The organism is Chromohalobacter sp. 296-RDG, assembly GCF_029889885.1.
Lineage (GTDB): Bacteria > Pseudomonadota > Gammaproteobacteria > Pseudomonadales > Halomonadaceae > Chromohalobacter.
Genome location: NZ_JARANY010000048.1, coordinates 1 through 18,869 on the forward strand (window position 1 = coordinate 1; position 18,869 = coordinate 18,869).

Here is an 18,869-nt window from a genome sequence, read left to right on the forward strand (position 1 = left end):
GTGATATGGCCCCACCTTGCATGCGCTGTCATTCACAGCACCTCATCAATCTCGAGACGGCCCGCAAGCTCGGCATCGCTGCCGGTGCGCTGGCCGGCAGTCTCAAGAGCGCCTATGGATCGCTTTACGCCGTCAGAGCGCTAACGGTGGCATCCACGCACTTGCCGCTCAGCCGTGTGGCGAGTGCGGCCATTGCCGGCGCCTCCGGCGGTATCGCCGGTGCTGCGGCCGGCAACCAAATGATCCGTCATCTATTACCTCCCGGCGAAGGGTCCCCGTGGCTCTGTCTGGGCTGTGGCCACGCCTTCCGCGTGCTGGACTGACGCTGTTCTCTCCCTCTTCACCCAGCCGGCGCTTGCCGGCTTTTTTCATTCAGGAGCTTTCTCATGGCCCATCTGATTGAGCAAATGGCCTACGTCGGCGATACCCCCTGGCATGGCTTGGGGCAACAGCTGTCCCCTCATCAATCGCTGGACGTCTGGCGGCAGCAGGCCGGCATGGATTGGCATATCGAGGCATCGCCGGTGCGTTTCATTGCCGATTCGGCGTCACATCTAGGCAGTATCCATTCCTTCCCCGAGCAGAAGGTGCTCTACCGTTCCGATACTCAGGCGCCGCTGTCGGTGGTCTCTCAGCGCTACAAGGTGGTGCAGCCGGAAGAGGTGCTGGCGTTCTACCGCGATCTCACGGAATACGCGGGCTATGAGCTCGAGACCGCCGGGGTGCTCAAGGGCGGCCGCAAGTTCTGGGCCCTGGCCCGCAGCGGGCTGGGCGGGGCTCTGAAGGGGCAGGATCAGATCAACGACTACCTGTTGCTGGCCACGTCGTGTGACGGCTCCCTGGCCACCGTCGCTATGCCGACCTCGGTACGGGTGGTCTGCCACAACACTCTGTCCATTGCTGTGGATGGCATGTCGCAAGGCGTGAAGGTGCCGCACAGCACCGAGTTCCGTCCTCAGTTGGTCAAACAACAGCTGGGCCTCTCGGTCTCGCAGTGGGACGACTTCATGCATCGCATGAAGACCCTGGCCGAGCGCAAGGTCAGCCAGGCAGAAGCCCAGACGTATTTCCAGTCGGTCATCTGCCATACCGACGGCCCACTGGACGACCCTTCCAAGTTGCCCAATGGCCGCGCCCTCAATCGCGTCCAGAAGCTCTACCAGGGCGAAGGGCGTGGCTCGCAACTGTGCACGGCGCAAGGCACCGCCTGGGGATTGCTCAACGCGGTCACCGAGTATGTGGATCACGAGAAGCGCGCCCGCAGCAACGACTACCGCATGGACGCTGCCTGGTTTGGCCAGGGGGCCAGTCTCAAGGACAAGGCCCTGGAGTCCGCGCTTGCGCTGGTGGCCTGAGCGGCCGCGAGCGCTACGACACCGGCGGCAGGTCACACAGCCCCATCCATTTCTATCACGACAGTGCGCCCGGCCCTTTTCAGGCCGGGCGTCGCTGTTTCTGGAGGTATCAATGCACCCCCGTATGACGTCCGAGACCTACCGCGTCCTGACTCGGTTGACGCGTCAACTGTTGAAGGCCGGGGAACACACGACGGACACCCACGTGCTGGCCGAGGGCCGTCTCTACCGCGTGGCCGTGTCCCTGGAACCGGTCCCTGCCGACCAGCTCGATGCTGTCATCAATCGCTATCGCTAACGGAGGCCGTCATGGCAACCCCCATCAAGCCCAATGCCAACGGTCAGACGCCGGTGGCTCAGTCCGATCAGGACAGCACCGCGATCATTCAGGTGATCGAGCGGGCTGCCCTCAATCCCGACGTCGATATCGACAAAATGGAGCGTCTGCTGCAGATGCAGGAACGCGTGCTGGATCGCCAGGCGCTCATGGCCTACAGCGCCGCCATGGCAGCCATGCAGACCGAGCTGCCGAGCATTGCCGAACGTGGCCAGGGCAACAACGGCCCCTACGCCACGCTGGAGGACATCGTCGATACCGTGCGCCCGATCATGCAGAAGTACGGCTTCGCGGTGAGCTTCCGCATTCAGACCCAGGAGCGTGCGATTCAGGTCATCGGCGTGCTGATGCACCAGGACGGCCACCGGGAAGAGACCAGCATGCTGCTGCCGGCGGACGTGAGCGGCAACAAGAACGCCGTCCAGGCCTTCGGCTCGTCGACCAGCTACGGCAAACGCTACGTGCTCTGCGCCTTGCTCAACATCACGACCCGGGGCCAGGACGACAACGGACATGCCGCCGTCTCGGTGACGCGCGTGACCGCGTTTCAGGCGGGCCAGATCCGGCAACTGATGGGCGCCTGCCCGACGGCGACCCAGGAGTGGTTCGTCGGCAAGTACGGCGATGCCGAGCAGGTGCCCCGCAGTGACTTCGACAAGTTGCGCGCCTCCCTACAGAAGCGAGCTCAGCCCTACTCACAACCTCACTGACCGGCCGCGAGGGGTTCCCCTCGCGGTCTATGCCGCGTTATCGCAAAAGGAGATCGTCATGCAGACCCTGACACTGGACCAGGGCACGCCCGAGTGGCATGCCGCCCGGCAGGGGATCGTCACCATGTCTGAGCTGAAGACATTGCTGGTCACGGGCAAGGGACCGGGTGGCTTCGGCACCGGGGCGCTGAGCTACATGCATCAGTTGATCGGCGAGCGCATCACCGGCGAGCCCTCGGATGCCTTTCAAGGCAATGCCCATACCCAACGGGGCCATGCGCTGGAGCCGGTGGCCCGCGCGCTCTACAGCGAAGCAACGGGAAACACCCGGCTAGAGCAGGTCGGGATCATCCTCAATCATGGCGTGGGCTATTCCCCCGATTGCCTGGTGAACGGCAATGGCCTGGCCGAGATCAAGACCAAGCTGCCCAAATATCAGATCGAGTTGCTGCTGGCCGGTGAACTGCCCCCGGAACATGTCGCCCAATGCCAGGGTGGCCTGTGGGTCAGCGAGCGGGAGTGGATCGACTTCGTCAGCTATTGGCCGGGGATGCCGCTGTTCGTGAAACGCGCCTATCGGGACGAGGCGATGATCCGCACCATCGCCGAGCGGGTCGACGCCTTTCACGAGGAACTGGAGCGCCGCATGGCGCTGGTGATGGCCGCCTGAGGAGAGACACCATGACCCACCGTAAACTGGTCGCCGGCGAAGTCGCCGGCACCTATCACGTCACCGAGGCGGTGACCGAAGGCGAACTGCTGCAGATCGCCAAACGGCTCGCGCGGCGCCGACTGGCCAAGGGGCGCAAGATCAACCAGCAATCATCAGCCTTCGAGTATCTCCAGGTACTGATGCAAGACTATGAGCACGAGGTGTTCAACGCCCTGTTCCTCGACAGTCAGCACCGTGTGATCTGCTTCGAGGCGCTCTTCCGCGGTACGATCGATTCGGCCAGCGTCTACCCCCGCGAAGTGGTCAAGCAAGCCCTGGCCTGCAATGCCGCCGCCGTCATCCTGGTCCACAACCACCCGTCTGGCGACGCCGCGCCCAGCGACGCGGACCGGCGCATCACCCAGCGGCTCAAGGAAGCGCTGGGACTGGTGGAGATCCGGGTGATCGATCATGTCGTGGCCGGGAGCGAAGGATGTGCGTCCTTTGCTGAGCTGGGGTATCTGTGACCGCGAGTTACGACATAACGCCGGTGTTTCCCCATTGGGGAAGCACCGGCTAATTACAGCACTATTTATTTTTTGGGGACTGGCTGTTGACAGCCAACAACGGATTTAATGCCGCCAGAACGCACTTTTGTGATGAAGGCGAAGCCGAAACGGGAAAGATGTCGTTGTGACTAGCCTTCGAAAGTCGCCAAGCTGCCAGCCATATGCCTAAGCTCGCGCTTCCTTGGATGCGCGATACTGCCGAACGCGGCGATACCGCAGCATTCACCGTTTGGCGCAAACGAACCCCAGCGGCGCGCTCTCCTCGCCGAAATACTTTCAGCCCATGCCGATGACCACGCTTCACAAGAATTTCCTGCAGGACACTCTGGGTAACAAAGCGGTCGTACGCGCATTCAAGGCGAATAGTCGTCCATGACACGTTGATACTGACTGGGCGCCGCCCCGATATGGCGGCGGAAGAAGCGTGTGAAATGCCCCTGTTCAGAAAAACCCAGCGCTAGGGATAACTCCCCCAACGAGCCTTGGCTATTACTGGCAAGCCAATCGAATGCCGACTGCATACACCTCATGTTAGCAAGCATTTGCGGTGTCATGCCCGTGGTCTTCTTAAACAGCGAGAAGAAGTGGCCTCGTGATAGACCACACTGACGCGCAACAGCATCAAGGTCCAGATCGCCGGGCGGGGCCTGCAGAATGAGTTCCGTCGCGCGTCGAACACGAGCATCGTAGAAATCGCCCGCCGTACCAGCTCTCAACCTAGCCAGATGGTGCCAGTCGGAGTGCTTTTCCACGATCGATATCAGAAGATCGAAGAGCAGACTCTCCATCTCGTCGCGGGTCTTAGGTGCGAAGCCCAGCATTTCACCGATCAGGATGTCAGCCATTCGCCTCATGCGAGGCGTCAACTCGACACAAGGCTGGGAGAAGAAATCAGGACGAGCGCTTGTCGACAAGTCGGTCTGGAGTGCGGCCAGCCACCTCGGCTCGATGTAGAGCGCCAGGATCAGGCTCTCGGAAACACCCGCCTGGTGATCGTAGAAGTGGGGTTCCCAGGCGTTGACAAGTACGGCGGTCTCGTCGGTGAGTGGAAACCGACGCCCTCGTACCGAGAAATAGGTGTTCTCCCCGGTTGCCTTGATGAGTACGTGGCATTCCGAGTGAGCATGCGGCACCAGCGGCTCGTCCATGTCCAGCAGGGCGATCCGCCCGAACCCACCGTGAAAGATTCGACAGGCGTTCGACATGGTGATCTTGTTTCCTGCAAATACTTAACTAGTTAAGATGATAGCCTAACACTCTAGGCTGATCGTTACGCAGGTATTCCACCAAAGGGGAAGAGCGACTCTTGAGCAACGATCGTTCCTCGCCACCCGGACATATCGTCTATCATGATGGCCCTGCGGCACAGGATCGGATATTGCGCCATGGCTCTTCGCTTCATCGAACTTCCTTCGACCCGGCTCGAATATGCATCGTTCGGAACGTCCGCTTCTAAGCCCCTTTTCTGCCTGCTGCTGCACGAGGGGCTGGGTTGCGTGGATCTCTGGAAGGACTTCCCCTCCCACCTCGCTACAACCCTCGGTTGTGAAGTCGGCGCCTACAGCCGACGAGGCCATGGCCATTCCTCACCCGCTGAACCGTCGCGCCCAAGCGATTATTTAGAGCGCCAAGGCTGCGAGGAATTGCGACGAGTGCTCGATATTCTTCGCTACGACAACGTCATTCTGATCGGCCACAGCGACGGCGCGACGATTGCGCTGGCCTACGCAGCACAGTACGCGGATCCACGCATCTGCGGCGTCGTGGCCATGGCACCCCATGTCTTCGCCGAGCCGCAATGCATCGAAGCCATCCGCTCCACGACCCGGCGTTATGCCAACCAGGACCTGCGCACCCGACTAGCGCGTTACCACGGCGACAACGTTGATGCGGTATTTCACAGTTGGAGCGATACTTGGCTCTCTGACAACTTCGTCGATTGGGATATCACACCCATGATGGGAGAAATCTGTTGCCCCCTTCTCCTGATTCAAGGCGAAGAGGACGAATACGCCAGTGCTCGACACCTCGAGCGTATTCACCAACGGACAGGCGGGCCTTGCCGAACAGTCTGGCTACCCGCTTGCGGTCACGTTCCCCAGCGGGAATCCCGAAATGAGACGCTGGGCGTCATCGCCGAGTTCGTGGCCACCATCGACCATTGATCGCTCGCCCATCTTGAGCCGCGATCTAAACGCGCTTTCCCGCCGACGCCATCGTTGCCTCGGGCTGCGCGGCCGGCTCGCGAGGCGTTTCACGCAACAACGCCGATACTGCGATACCGGCAACCAAGGCCCAGAACGGCGAACTGATACCGAAAAGACTCAGGTTGCTCATGGCCACGACCAGTGCCACGAAAGCCCCCACCTGATAGCCGATCTGCTTGTTGAAAGCCTGCTGTAACGCGGCCAGCAGTACGCCGATCATCGCCACGCCGGCAATGCTGGCGATCAGTGCCTTGGGCAATGCCTGGATCAGGGGAACCGCGCCACCGGCGAAGAGACCAAATGCGCAGAAAAGCACACCATTGACAAGCGTCGCGCCATAACGCCTTTCACGTTCTTCACCCGCTTGCTCGGAGGCACAGATCGCCGTCATCGGCCCGGCGATATTGGCGTTGTGGCCGCCCAGGAAGCCGGCCAGGATACCGCCGATACCGCTGATGATCGCCATCGCGTTGATCGGCGGCCGATAGCCCTCGGCCAGCAGAACTCCCGTAGCCTGGGCGTTTTCAGCCCCCAGCACCAGCGCGGCCAGCGGTATCGAGATCGCCATAAAGGCATCGAAGGAGAAGTGCGGCATGGTGAATTGCGGTGCCACCATCGCGATGTCCACGTCCCCCGCTTGGATGCTGCCGCTGACATAGGCCACTACGAATCCCACGACCGCAGCGACCAACACTGGCGGCACGGATTTCAAAAAACGCGAGGTCAGAAAGAATGCCAGCAGCGATGTGCCCGCGATCAAAGGCGCTGCCCCAATCGACTCCACAGCCCCCACGCCAAAGCGGATCAGCGCCCCGGCGATCATTGCCATGACGATGGGCATAGGCAACCAGCGCATGACTCGGCCGACTAGTCCGCTAGCGCCTAGGAGCAACACGATGACACCCGCCATGATGAAGGCACCAACAGCTTCCGAAAACGAGATCGTCACCAGAGCCGCGCTCATGATGGCGGCCCCCGGAATCGAATAGGCGCCAGTGATCGGCTGACGATAGCGCAGCGCCATGATCAGACTGATGAGTCCTCCCAGGAAATAGACGGCGAATAGCCAGGCGACCGTCTGCCCGTTGGATAGCTTTCCGGCATTCGCGGCACTGATTACGATCAGCGCTGGCCCAGAGCAACCGAACAGGGTGGCGACGACACCCGTGCTGACTGCCTTGATGGAAAGCGCTGAGCGAACGTTCTGCAGGATGCCGCCAGGCAGCTTCACGGGATGGACGTTCTGATCATTGTCGAGAGACATGGCGTGACTCCTAGTTTTTGTCGTGTTGGGTGAACGAAACGCCTAAGCCGGGGATTACTCTCCCCGGAAGCCGGCCTTGCGCTTGGCGTGAAATGCCTCGACACCTTCGCGGAAGTCATTCGAGCTGCGTAGGCGGCTATAGCAATGTCCTTCCATCTCGATAGCAACCGAGAGCGAGGCATCCTCGTTGTCATTGATCAACTTCTTCGCGGTTCGCTGGGCCAGCGGTGAGAATCGGCGCAGCTCGTCCACCAACGACTGCGTGGCGTCTTCCAGCTTGCCGTCCGCCACGCACTCCGTGGCGATACCCCATTCCAGCGCCGTGGAGCCGCTGATGCGCTTGGCACGCATCACCATGTGCTTGGTGCGGGCGATACCAATGATCTTCTGCAGTCGCGCGGAGCCACCTGAGCCGGGGATCTGGCCAAGGTTTTGCTCGGGCAGCGCATAGCGCGTGGTTTCGGAGGTGATGCGGAAATCGCACGCCAGGGACAGCTCGAAACCGACACCGAAGGTGTATCCCCGGTTGGCGGCGATGACCGGCTTTTCACAACGAGCCGGCGCCGCCACGTTCCAGGCGAGCTTGGAGACGTGCTCGGGCGAGGCTTCGAGAAATCCCTTGATGTCGCCCCCGCTGGAAAAATGTTCGCCGTTGGCACGTAGGACGATCACGCGCACGTCGTCATGCACGTCAAGGGCTTCGAAGACCCGTCGAAGATCATCGCGCTGTGGCATGGCAATCACGTTGAGCGGCGGTCGGTCGAGTACGATATCGGCACGTTCGCGCTCACTGTCGATATGCACGTCGAAGCCGTCGAAATCGGAAGAGAGAAAGTCCAGGGTCGATTGCTGAGTCATGACGGTTCCTTGATGAAGTGATGAAAAGCTATTCCGCAGCCAGGGAGTCGGCGCGACCGGCCAGCAGAACGCGGCGTAGCACCTTACCCACTGCAGACTTGGGGATTTCGTCAACGAAGAGATACCGTCGCGGGCGCTTGAAGCGCGCCAGACCGGCATCGATACAGTGCTGATCAAGTGCTTCCTCGCTGACGTTGCCGCGAGGTTTAATGAAGGCAGCGATGACTTGCCCCCACTGCTCGTCCGGGAGTCCGGCGACCACCACCTCGTCGACTTGAGGATGTAACGAGAGCGCGTTCTCGATCTCTACAGGACTGACGTTCTCACCGCCGGTGATGATCAGATCATCGATCCGGCCGGTGACGAACAGGTCGCCCTCCGCGTCGAAGTACCCCATGTCGTTGGTGAAATACCAGCCGTTGCGCAATGCCTTGCGATCAGCGTCTGGACGCTGCCAGTAGCCGGAGAAGGCCTCGTCACCTGCCAGGTCAGCGATGATTTCGCCCTCTTCTCCGTGCGGCACGACATCGTCCGGCGATTCGGCACCGACGCGCACGATACGAATGCGCTGATTGAGCGAAGTCCGCCCCGAAGAGCCGGGCTTGCGGCTGGCCTGCTGGTCGATGGTGAAGGTGTAGATCTCGGAGCAGCCGTAGTGATTGACGAACAAACTCGGCTTGAACGCGTCCTCCACCCGCGCCATCAGACCGGCACTCATCGCTGCGCCAGCGAAACCAAGCTTGTCGACGCTGGCGACACGGTCGGCGCTGAACGTCGGGTGCTCGATCAGCAGATGATAGAGAGTGGGCACCAAGTAGAGATTGGTCACCTGCTCGCGTTCGATAGCCTCAAGGGTGGCCTCGGGATCGAACTTGGGCACACAGACGAAGCGGCCGTCGATCAGCGCCATCGACAACAGCGAGCGCACGCCCATGGTGTGGTACAACGGCATCACTCCGAGTGTTCGCTCATCGTGGCGATAGAGATTTTGCGCCACATGAGCGACGGCGGCGGCACGCTCGGCACGGTGGGTACGCGGCACGCCTTTCGGCTGGCCGCTGGTACCGGAGGTGTAAAGCATCAGTGAGATATCCTCCGGTGCAGCACGGCAAAGCGTTTCGCCGCATCCGCCAAGCAGCGAGTCGAACGCCACCGCGCCGTCATCACCGCATTCACCAACGGCGATGCGGGGGATCGCGAGAGCTTCCCGACACGCCAGCACGGCGTCAGCGCCAGCGGCGTCGAAGGCCACGCCGCGCGCCTCAGCGTTTTCGAGAACATACCGGACCTCCCGCGCCGTCGAGCGCCAGTTGATCGGCGTGACGATGATACCGGCGAACTGGCACGCCCAGTGCAGGGTCGCCATTTGCCAGCGGTTCTGCATGACCACCACCAAATGATCTCCCCGACGCAGGCCGAGTGACTCGAGCCCCCGGGCCACGCTCTGAATATCGTCCAGCCACTCGGCATAGGTCCGCTGGAAATTGCCGTCAGTGATTGCCAGCGCTTGCGGACGACGTTCGACCGTCGCGAGAAAACTGCGGCCAAGATCGAACATTACTGCTCCTCCTCTCGATGGTTCTGTCGTCTGCGAGCCACGGCCAAGACCGCCTGGACGATGCCGGTGTAACCAGTGCAGCGGCAAAGGTGTCCGGACAGCATATCGCGCACCTCCCCCTCACTCGGGTCGGGTATGCGACGCAGAAATTCATGGCAAGACATCAAGATGCCAGCCGTGCAAAAACCGCACTGCAAAGCATGGTGATCCCGGAATGCCCGCTGCAGGTCATCTAGCCCCTCCATCTCTCCCAGTGACTCGACAGTCTCCACACGACGCCCCTCGGCCTGTACCGCGAGCATCAAGCAGGAGCGTGTGGCACGTCCGTCGACTATCACCGTGCAAGCGCCACAAACACCGTGCTCACAGCCGACATGGGTACCAGTTACTCCAAGCTGATGTCGCAGGAAATCGCACAGTTGAGTTCGCGACTCGGCATGAGCGCTGCGTTCGCTTCCGTTCAGCGTGAGCGTGACCTGGTGGCGATCATCGTGACGGATATACATCGGCCGCCTCCTCTTCAGTTGTTTCTCCCGCGAGCAGGCGGCGTCCCATTTCGCGTACTAGGTGTCGACGGTAAGCCGCCGATGCATGCGCGTCGTTCTGAGCATCGAGCGACCAGGCCAGCACATTGAGCGCCTCGGCCAGATCGTCATCACGTGACAGGCAACGCACGATCGGACGGTCTGCGACACCACCGACACCGAACTGGATTTCGCGCTCGCCGATGTCGGCTGCCAGTGCCACGATGGCGAAATCGCCGTGGCGCATAGCTACTTCCTGGAAGCGATAGATATGATGTTCCTGCTTGAGAGGGAATCGCACTTCGGTAATAAGCTCGTCGGGCCGACGCTCGGTGGTCAGAATCCCTTGGAAAAAATCGCCACCGGCAATGCGGCGAGTCCTGCCGCGTCGGGTCTCTAACACCACCTCGCCACCGAGCGTAGCGAGACAAAGCGGCAACTCGGCGCTGGGGTCGGCGTGGGCTATGGAGCCACAGACGGTGCCACGGTTGCGGGTCTGGAAGTGGCCGACCCAAGGTAGAGACTCGGCGAGAAGTGGCACGTCGTCGGCAAGGAAATCATATTCGAGTAGCTCAGCCTGAGTAGTGGCAGCGCCGATGGCCAGATAGCCATCACGCCGTTCGATATAGCGAAGCTCGTCGATGGCGGCGATGTCGACCAGCGCACGCGGCTGGCTCAAACGCATGTTGAGTACCGCCATAAGCGACTGTCCGCCGGCGACGATACGGGCATCTTCACCGACCTCAATAAGCACCTCGATGGCTTCGCGACGTGTGCGTGGGCGGTAATAGTCAAATGCAGCCGGTTTCATGCGTCACCTCCTCGGTCGATTAGACGATGTTTGATCCGCTGCCACAGAGACCGCTTCACCTTGGCGCCACTCATCTGGTGGGAAAGACGCGAGAATATCTGACCGATCAGCATCTTCGAGGCGCTGGAGAGCATGCGCCCGCCGACAGACGCGATCTTGCCCCCGATGGTCACTTCATAGTCGTAATCAAGGCGAGTATGGCCGCCCTCAATCTCGGTCAAGTGGATCCGTGCCGCGCCCTCGGCATCTCCCATGCCGCTCCTGCCGGCTCCTGAAAGGCGTAGCGAACGGGGCGGATCGAGGTCCGTGAGCTCCACGCGGGCATCAAAACGCGCCCGGATCATGCCAACCCCTACAGTGACGTCAGCGCGATAGGCGTTTTCCCCTGTCAGTTCCAGCGAATGGCAGCCAGGAATCATCGCTTGTAGCGTGTCGGGATCTAGAATGCTGTCGAAGACTCGCTGCGGCGAAGCAGGGATTTCCACGTCGTCGCTGGCAGCCAGCGTCGAACCGCCGCCCGCCGTGGTTTCGGTACTGTCCTCACCGACGCCCTCAGGACGCGGAGGCTCCTCGATGCCCATCAACGTGCGTACTTTCGAGGGCGTCAGCGGCAACTCGATGTCCCCCGGCTCGACCGTGTCGCCTAACGCGTCCGCCACCGCGTTAGCGATACAGACGGGAGTGCTCATGTTGTTGCCTTCCCCTACCCCCTTGGCTCCCAGCGGAGTAAACGGTGATGGCGTTTCCATGTGCAGGATGCGAGGGTCGGGCACTTCCATGGTGGTGGGAATCAAATAGTCAGCCAGCGTGCCCGAAAAAAAACTTCCATCCGGGCCATAGTGGAACGCCTCATAGAGCGCGGCTCCTACAGCCTGGGCGAAAGCACCGCGCACCTGACCGTCAACCAGTTGCGGATTAAGCATGCGTCCGGCGTCATGCAACGTAACGTAACGATCAATCTCAACGCGTCCAGTCAGAGCATCAATCGCCACACCGCAGTAGTCGAAGATGAAGCCGTAACACAACGAGCTGTTGATGCGTTCGTCTTCGTCCGGAGCAGTCAGCTCGGCGGGTGTCCAGAAAGCGGTCTCGCGTAAGCCCCCCGTTTCCGATTCGGGCAACGTCCCCGGAGCCCAGTGGGTGGCACCGGCGAGACGGTGAAACGAGATGGAATGTGCTCCATCTTGCGTGTAGACCCGCCCCTCGCTGAAGAGAATATCTTCCGCCGAAACCTTCCACTGCTGAGTGGCGATAGAGACCAACCGTGAGTGAATCTTAAGCGCCGCCTTGTGCACTGCTCCAGCCACTGCACCGGCGAACCGGCTAGAGTAGTTGCCCGAGGCGATCGACCAGGCATCCTTGCCAGTATCGAGCTCGACATCGACACGAATGCTCTCCAGAGACACCCCAAGTACATCCGCCACTACCTGCGCAGCGACGGTTCGATGCCCCTGCCCCTGGGGCGTGGATGAGACATGGACGCTGACGCCCCCCATTGGATCGACACTGACGGTCGCTGTACTAACCGCCCCGTTCTTGAGTCCAGCACGACGGCGCTCTTCCGGCGTCTGGGCCATGGTGATGTAACCCATGTTGGAGATCGATGGTTCGACCGCCACGGTATAGCCGATACCATAGCGTCGGCCCTCTCGTCTGGCCGCGTCGCGTCGCGCCAGCAGTTCGTCAAGCCCGCCCTGCTCGATACCGAGTTCAATGCCACGCTGATAATCGCCGGAATCCAGTAACGCCCCGGCGGCACAGCGATATGGAAATGCATCGGAGGGAACCAGATTCCGCCGGATGACGTCGAGTGGATCGATTTCGAGCTCGACAGCGATCCGCTGCATCAGGCGCTCAAGTGCGAAATAGACCTGAGGCCCCCCGAAGCCACGATTCAGCCCCGTCGGCGTTTTGTTGGTCAAAACGATGCGGTTACGCACCTCGAGGTGGCGGATGGCGTAGGCACCGGTGAGATTGCCGTGCATACGGTAGGTAGTCGCGGGCTCTGGCGCTCGCAGATAGGCACCGCAATCGTCGAGCTGGTCGAAGCGCAATGCCGATACTTGGCCTTGGTCATCGAAGGCGGCCTCAATAGTGGTGACGCGGTTGGTCGCCGACGATGCGGCCTGCAAGTGCTCCAGGCGATCCTCAACCCACTTGACCGGCGCGCCTACCTTGCGCGCAGCCAGCGCCATCATCACCACATAGGGAAAGGCGCCCTGCTTGATGCCGAAACTGCCGCCGGAATCCGGCGGCGTGCGCAGTCGCAAGCGATTGGCCGGCACCTGCAGGGCCCGCGACATGACCGAATGAAGCGCGTAGGGGCCCTGGAAGTTGGCCATGACATCGTAACCACCCTCGGCGGGGTCGTACTGGCCCACGACGACGTAGCATTCGATCGGTGTGCAGGCATTGCGCGGGTAACGAACCTTGAGTGATAGGGTTCGCTGCGCCGTTTCGAACGCGGTATCCGGTTCGCCATATCGGAAGTGACGGTCATTGACAACATTGCTGGCGACATCCTCATGGAGAGTCGGTGCCTCATCATCGGCCGCCGCTTCGGGATCGACTACCGGTGTCAGCAGCTCATAATCAACCTCGACCGCTTCAAGCGCATCCTCAGCCAGATAACGATCTTCTGCGATGACCACGGCGACCGGCTCACCGACATGACGTACCTTGTCAACGGCTAGGCACCAGTGCTCCATCGATTGACGGACTCCGACGGGAAACGGCGACGCCCAAAGCTTGACGTCTTCTCCCGTCAGTACACCGCGAACGCCCGGTCGCTTCAGCGCCTCGTCAACCACTAGTCGCGTTATTCTGGCATGGGCATGAGGTGATCGAACGACCGCCGCGTGGAGTGTCCCAGGCGGAATGGCAAGATCGTCGGCGTAACGCCCCAACCCGCGTAGCAGCGCCTCGTCCTCGACGCGCGACTGGCGCTTGCCGATGTAAGTGCGTGGCTCGTCGTGAAGCGATACCTGTGAATTCATCGAATACTCCCAATGGGCATGACCCTATATTTGGGAGTCTATGGCGAGGGGTGATCACTACGCATTGCCGCTGAATACGGGCTTTGTCCCTTCAGTCCGCACATTTACCCCTGAGTCCGATTTCAAGACCAAAGTATAATCGGATCCAACGCCCGATTAATGTCAAACGTTAGACCTGAAGTATCGGCCTGGGTGTCGATAGGTGTGGGGTCCCTGATGATCATGTGGGGTAGGAAGCGAGGGGGTGAGTCCTTTGCGGAGCTGTATCTGTGGCCGCAAGTCACGACATAAAGCCGGTGCTGCCCCATTGGGGCAGTACCGGCTGTTCAGGCATCATTTATTTTTTGAAGAACTGGCTGTTGACGGCCCAGGCTGTGTGAAAACTCAAAAATCCATTACCCACGTTTCCATATCCAGCCGTCAGCCCACACTCAGCAGCCTACCCCCCCCTCAAAGCACCTTCGTCATCGCCACATATCCGGTTATTCAAAATAACGCTCCCTGAGAAATCTTCCCTAGAGAGCGTCACAGGGGGCTACAGGCGCGACAGAGAGCGGCAGGCATACTATGCCCGCATCGCCTGAATCAACCCCTTGGTGCCGAGGATCTTCAGGACGCGTTTCATATTGTAGGCCAGCACGTGAAGGCTCATTTCCGTGCTGACGTTCTTGAGGCTCTTGGTCAGAAAATGCGTCGCTCCCATCCAAGCCTTCAGTGTGCCGAACGGGTGCTCGACGGTCTGGCGTCTGAGACGCATCATTTCCGGTTTCTGGTCCAGTCTAGATTGTACCGCCTCAAGCACATCCTCATGCTCCCAGCGTTTGATACGCCGGTATTTTCCAGTGGTACATTGCTCTTTCATCGTGCAGGTCGGACAGGCTGAACTCCAGTAGCAATGCAGCGTCTGGCCCTTTTCGACGGTCTTGAAACGCCAGATCAGTCGCTCTCCTGCAGGGCAGCGATATTCGTTGCTTTCAGGGAGAAATCGAAATGCCTCTCTGGGAAACATTCCCTTGGCCTGGCTCGGTGAGGTTTTCGGTTTGGGGAGATAGGTGGTGATGCCGACCTTGTGGCACTCGAGGATCTCTTCGCCCTTAAAGTAACCACGATCAGCCACGACGGTGAGATCTTTGATGCCGCTGGCATCACGCGCCTGCGTGGCCATCCGGGAAAGTTGACTGCGGTCACTACCGACGTTGGTGACCTCATGGGCGATGATCAAGTGATGCCGGTTATCCACAACCGTCTGTACGTTGTATCCCACTACTCCGGTGCCTCGCGTCGTCATGGAGCGGGAATCGGGATCCGTCAACGACACTTGCTGGTCAGGTGCCTTGTTTCTTTGTATTTCAATGGATCGCAGTTGCTGCACTTCCTCGGTGAGGGCGGCGATCTTTTCCTTCAGCTTCGCTGTCTGCGCCTCTGTGACAGCGGGGTCGCCTTGGTCAGCGGAGTCGAGTTGGCGTAGGTAAAGCTCGATGCTCTTATCGATTTCCTCTGCGCGCCGCTTCATCTTGGCAAACGTATAGTTGCGGTCCCGGTTGTTGACCGCCTTGAACTTGCTCCCGTCGATAGCAACGATCGCTTGTGAGAAGAGCCCCAGGCGCCGGCATAGCACGACAAAGTTTCGGCAGGTAGCGTGGATCGCCTTGCCGTTGTGCTTTCGAAAATCGGCAATCGTCTTGAAGTCCGGTGCCTGTCGCTCTGTCAGCCACATCAGCTCGACATTGCGCTGCGCCTCGCGCTCCAGGCGGCGGCTGGATTGGACACGATTGAGGTAGCCGTAGAGATAGATTTTCAGGAGTACAGCGGGGTGATAGGCGGGCCGGCCGGTGGCATGGGGGTCGACACCTTTGAAGCCGAGTTGTCTGAGGTCGAGCGCCTCGACGAAGGCCTCGATGGCTCGGACCGGGTTGTCCTCAGAGACGAAATCATCCAGAAGCTCAGGGAACAACGTGGCTTGAGACCGGGACTCCCCTGATACGAAACGCTTCATCGGCACCTCCACGAGCTGTCACGGGTAGAGTATAGCGGGAGCCTCGTTTTCACACAGCCTCGGCCATGAGCGGAAAACTTATTTAAACAAGACTGCCAGCGTTCTGGAAAGCGCTGTAGCAAAATATTCTGTTTCTCAGCAGCATTTTTATATTTGTGTTATAGCAAAAAGTCTAATGAGCGATCTCTTGGTGGTATTCCAGGAATATGCCGTATCAAATTGTCCATCGGGTTATCAGGGTGCTGATAAACAAGGTATTCGGCGTCGGTAAAGGATTCTGTAAGAGCAGGCCGGTCCGATCTATAGAACAGCGCTTCTTTTGAATAAACCTGAACCGCATGGTTGCAAGCTTCAACCTCGTCATCTGTCAAAACGACTGTAGAAATTCGAGGCTCTGTCGTAAAGGAAGTGGGCTTGCTTATAATTATGCTCATCATGGGTGTAATAGGGGCAATTATTTTAGGAGTGATTGGAGAATTTCCGCCCCCCGTCACGTTATTAAATAAGCCATCTCCATAGATAAACTCTCTTCCTGATGAGAAAAGAACCGCGAATTTAGCCCGCTCTTCTATACTGTCTGTTATCATTCGCTGTGATTCCTTAAGATTCAGGCCGATGAGCGTATTTCTTTCGGGTACCGGTAGTTTTCCCCTTAACTTCTCTGCTATAGACACAGCCGCTTCCCTATTCTTGGGACTACGGACTGCTAGGGAAACTACGCATTCGGTCAAAATCTTAAGATCGTTATCCGTGTATGATTGAGGCACAAAACGATTCCGTAAATCACGATCAAACAGCTCCTGCTTAACAAGCTTGTTCAACCAGTCTATTAGAGATGGAAAGTTACTATCTGCTCTGTCAAATTCATTCTCAAAGCTTACATCCCAGGGTGAGCTATCCGCCGGATTTTTACTGAGCTTGATATGGTGCCCATTTCGAATCATTCCCAACTTTGCGGGAGGTACTCGTTTACATGTACCGTCTGGGGTTATCCAATGCGTAAAGCCATCAGAGTCAGCCCAATGCTTGGATACACACCTTGGCCACCAATGGTGAAGTGCAGATTTTAGTTTCGTCATCTATTCCTCCAAGGCTAGGTCGTCATCATCATATTTTTTGATGCAAGAAATCCATTGCATCCAGAGCCGTAGGGAACATCCTCCATGCGTACTGAGTTTCCTTCGGTTTCATAGGCGGCCCCAATCTGTTCCCCTCTCTTCCGACCTTATAGGCCATGTTGGGGCGGCTTTAATCGGTCTCGATAGCATAGCCGTGTGAGTAGACGATATCAGAGCGCAGTTTGTTTCAGGCACTATAGCTAACGGTATAAAATGTGATCCGCTGTGTCTGTTGCCCCGTGCACGGCTACCCACGAATGTAGGGAATGGTAGGATGGCCCGCATCATCCACGCCGTACCAGGAACACCCTATGCCACAGTCCCTCGCCTATCAGCTTTCTGGCCATATCACTGCCGAGGCACCGATTAGCGTCAACTACTTCGGCATGGATAATCGGTTACCCCGCACGCCGCATGGCCAAACGTTTCTCAATGGCGGCACCCTGCGTGGCCCTCTGCGCAAGGCGGCGTTGAGGGCGGTGATCCGGTTGGTAGCGAAAGCTCAGGGTGTTCCCTTGGATGCGGTGTTCGACCGTGGCGATCTCTACATGTTGGGCGAAGGCGTGGACATTACTCGGGGCGTCAACAACGAGTCGAGCGGTAAGTTCAGCGATCCCATGGCGGAAAACTGGCTACGCGAGTTCAATCCCTTCATCAGCCTATTCGGTCGCTGGAAGTTGGCCGGACACCTTGAGGTGAGCCCGATGCTGACCTCGATCACCAATCTGATCGATGCCGGTCAGGGAATGCGTCATGACCAGTTCGAGCATGATCCCGGGATGATGCAGTACCTTAACGAGGAGCAGCAGGACGCATTGCTTGCCTCGCTGCGGAGTGCCCGAGAAAGCATGGATGATATCGAGGAAGTACGTACCGAGGTTAAACGGCTCAAGAAAGCCGCGCACGACACAGAAGATCGTGAGGAAAGGCGGGCAATCAATGACCAGATTCACGAAATGCAGGCCCAGGAGAAGGCCATCAAGAAGGCCCGCGAGGGTGCCGAGCAATCCATCAAGCATCCGATTGCAGGTTACGAGGCTATCGCTCCGGGCAGCGAGCTGTCCTCAACGCTACGCATCATCCAGGGCACCCCGACGCACCTGGGGCTGATCCTGCATGCTCTGGCGGAGTTCTCCCAGCGACCCCGTCTGGGTGGCCATGCCGCGACGGGCTCCGGTGATATACGCGCCGAATGGGAAGTGTTCCAGCGGTCGCCTGGTGAACATCGCAGCCAGGCCATCGGGCGAGTGGTACTAGATGCCATGGGCTTCGATATCCAAGGCGAGGCGCTTGAGTCAGCGTTTGCCGACTTTGAGCAAGCTGTGCGGGAGTTCGATTTTCGACTCTTCACGCTTACCGAGGCCCGCCAACGCCGGAAGGCCTGACCCCATGGTATCGAGTGAAACAACGCAGCCTTTCAGGCTGATGCTTCGTTTGCACACGCCGCTGATCCTGCCCCGAGTGGTGCCAAGGCTGGATACGCTGCTGCAGGAAGCGGCCTGCCGACAGCATCTGGACTGGTCGCAACTGCATACCTTGCCATTGGTATTTGACGACGCGCGCGGCGGCTATCGCGCCTCCCAGCTGATTTTCGGCGTCACGCCGCACCATGGGCTGGTCGCCCAGGAAATCGGGCTGACCTCCGGCGTGTCACGCCTGCCATTCGCGTCCGCGTCAGGCATGAAAAGTAAGCTGCGTATCGATGGCGGGCCGCAAGCCCCGAAATTGACCCGCCACCCGGCGCTACTCAGCCCTTTTGTGGTGTTCTATGGCGAGGGGCAGCTTGAAGCCTGTCTCCAACTACTTAGTCATACCCCCCATATCGGCCTTGAGCATGCCCGTGGACAAGGCGCGATCAGCATCGAAGCCTTTCAGGAAGATGACCGGCAACGCTGGCGACAACGCCCCTGGCGG

General features: G+C 59.4%; 18 protein-coding genes. 9 read left to right on the forward strand and 9 right to left on the reverse strand.

Going from position 1 to position 18,869, the window contains the following annotated elements; genetic code table 11:
• The 6 genes from OP495_RS13555 to radC form a co-directional block, all read left to right on the forward strand.
• Window positions 1-323: hypothetical protein (locus OP495_RS13555; protein ID WP_280569985.1), on the forward strand; the 323-nt coding region annotated here is incomplete at its 5' end.
• 63 nt (window positions 324-386) lie between these two features.
• Complete coding sequence (locus tag OP495_RS13560; protein WP_280569988.1) at window positions 387-1,355, forward strand: DUF932 domain-containing protein; 969 nt, start codon at window positions 387-389, stop codon at window positions 1,353-1,355.
• A 112-nt stretch (window positions 1,356-1,467) separates the two neighbouring features.
• Complete coding sequence (locus tag OP495_RS13565; RefSeq protein WP_280569991.1) at window positions 1,468-1,653, forward strand: hypothetical protein; 186 nt, start codon at window positions 1,468-1,470, stop codon at window positions 1,651-1,653.
• An 11-nt stretch (window positions 1,654-1,664) separates the two neighbouring features.
• Window positions 1,665-2,402: an ERF family protein gene (locus tag OP495_RS13570; protein WP_280569994.1), complete on the forward strand. Its 738-nt coding sequence runs from the start codon at window positions 1,665-1,667 to the stop codon at window positions 2,400-2,402.
• A gap of 58 nt (window positions 2,403-2,460) precedes the next feature.
• Entirely contained in the window at window positions 2,461-3,072 is a 612-nt protein-coding gene (locus OP495_RS13575; protein WP_280569996.1) for a lambda exonuclease family protein, read from the forward strand.
• An 11-nt stretch (window positions 3,073-3,083) separates the two neighbouring features.
• A complete protein-coding gene (gene radC / locus OP495_RS13580; protein ID WP_280569998.1) occupies window positions 3,084-3,581 on the forward strand; it encodes a DNA repair protein RadC in 498 nt (165 codons plus the stop codon).
• 395 nt (window positions 3,582-3,976) lie between these two features.
• Here the strand turns inward: radC and OP495_RS13585 are convergent, their stop codons facing one another.
• On the reverse strand, window positions 3,977-4,828 hold the full coding sequence (locus OP495_RS13585) for an AraC family transcriptional regulator (RefSeq protein WP_280570000.1): 852 nt from the start codon (window positions 4,826-4,828) through the stop codon (window positions 3,977-3,979).
• 180 nt (window positions 4,829-5,008) lie between these two features.
• Between OP495_RS13585 and OP495_RS13590 the strand changes: the two genes are divergently transcribed.
• A complete protein-coding gene (locus tag OP495_RS13590; RefSeq protein WP_280570002.1) occupies window positions 5,009-5,788 on the forward strand; it encodes an alpha/beta hydrolase in 780 nt (259 codons plus the stop codon).
• Window positions 5,789-5,813: 25 nt separating this feature from the next.
• Here OP495_RS13590 and OP495_RS13595 read toward each other — a convergent pair whose 3' ends face one another.
• The 8 genes from OP495_RS13595 to OP495_RS13630 all read right to left on the reverse strand — a co-directional run bounded on the left by OP495_RS13595 (window position 5,814) and on the right by OP495_RS13630 (window position 16,916).
• A complete protein-coding gene (locus OP495_RS13595) occupies window positions 5,814-7,094 on the reverse strand; it encodes a benzoate/H(+) symporter BenE family transporter (protein ID WP_280570003.1) in 1,281 nt (426 codons plus the stop codon).
• Between the two features lie 54 nt (window positions 7,095-7,148).
• Complete coding sequence (locus OP495_RS13600; protein ID WP_280570004.1) at window positions 7,149-7,952, reverse strand: enoyl-CoA hydratase/isomerase family protein; 804 nt, start codon at window positions 7,950-7,952, stop codon at window positions 7,149-7,151.
• Window positions 7,953-7,980: 28 nt separating this feature from the next.
• Window positions 7,981-9,510: an AMP-binding protein gene (locus tag OP495_RS13605; protein WP_280570006.1), complete on the reverse strand. Its 1,530-nt coding sequence runs from the start codon at window positions 9,508-9,510 to the stop codon at window positions 7,981-7,983.
• Window positions 9,510-10,016 (reverse strand): 2Fe-2S iron-sulfur cluster-binding protein, encoded by a 507-nt coding sequence (locus OP495_RS13610; RefSeq protein WP_280570007.1) that lies wholly within the window; start codon window positions 10,014-10,016, stop codon window positions 9,510-9,512. Before OP495_RS13610 ends, OP495_RS13605 begins: the two co-directional genes overlap by 1 nt.
• A complete protein-coding gene (locus OP495_RS13615; RefSeq protein ID WP_280570008.1) occupies window positions 9,997-10,845 on the reverse strand; it encodes an FAD binding domain-containing protein in 849 nt (282 codons plus the stop codon). Before OP495_RS13615 ends, OP495_RS13610 begins: the two co-directional genes overlap by 20 nt.
• Window positions 10,842-13,841 carry a molybdopterin cofactor-binding domain-containing protein gene (locus OP495_RS13620; RefSeq protein WP_280570010.1) on the reverse strand — a complete coding sequence of 1,000 codons (3,000 nt, stop codon included), beginning with the start codon at window positions 13,839-13,841 and terminating at the stop codon, window positions 10,842-10,844. Before OP495_RS13620 ends, OP495_RS13615 begins: the two co-directional genes overlap by 4 nt.
• A 565-nt stretch (window positions 13,842-14,406) precedes the next feature.
• Window positions 14,407-15,837: an IS1182 family transposase gene (locus OP495_RS13625; protein ID WP_280570012.1), complete on the reverse strand. Its 1,431-nt coding sequence runs from the start codon at window positions 15,835-15,837 to the stop codon at window positions 14,407-14,409.
• A 158-nt stretch (window positions 15,838-15,995) separates the two neighbouring features.
• Window positions 15,996-16,916 (reverse strand): DUF4238 domain-containing protein, encoded by a 921-nt coding sequence (locus OP495_RS13630; protein ID WP_280570014.1) that lies wholly within the window; start codon window positions 16,914-16,916, stop codon window positions 15,996-15,998.
• Window positions 16,917-17,266: 350 nt separating this feature from the next.
• Between OP495_RS13630 and OP495_RS13635 the strand changes: the two genes are divergently transcribed.
• Both OP495_RS13635 and OP495_RS13640 read left to right on the forward strand, forming a co-directional pair.
• Complete coding sequence (locus OP495_RS13635) at window positions 17,267-18,340, forward strand: hypothetical protein (protein WP_280570017.1); 1,074 nt, start codon at window positions 17,267-17,269, stop codon at window positions 18,338-18,340.
• 40 nt (window positions 18,341-18,380) lie between these two features.
• Window positions 18,381-18,869: hypothetical protein (locus OP495_RS13640; RefSeq protein WP_280570018.1), on the forward strand; the 489-nt coding region annotated here is incomplete at its 3' end.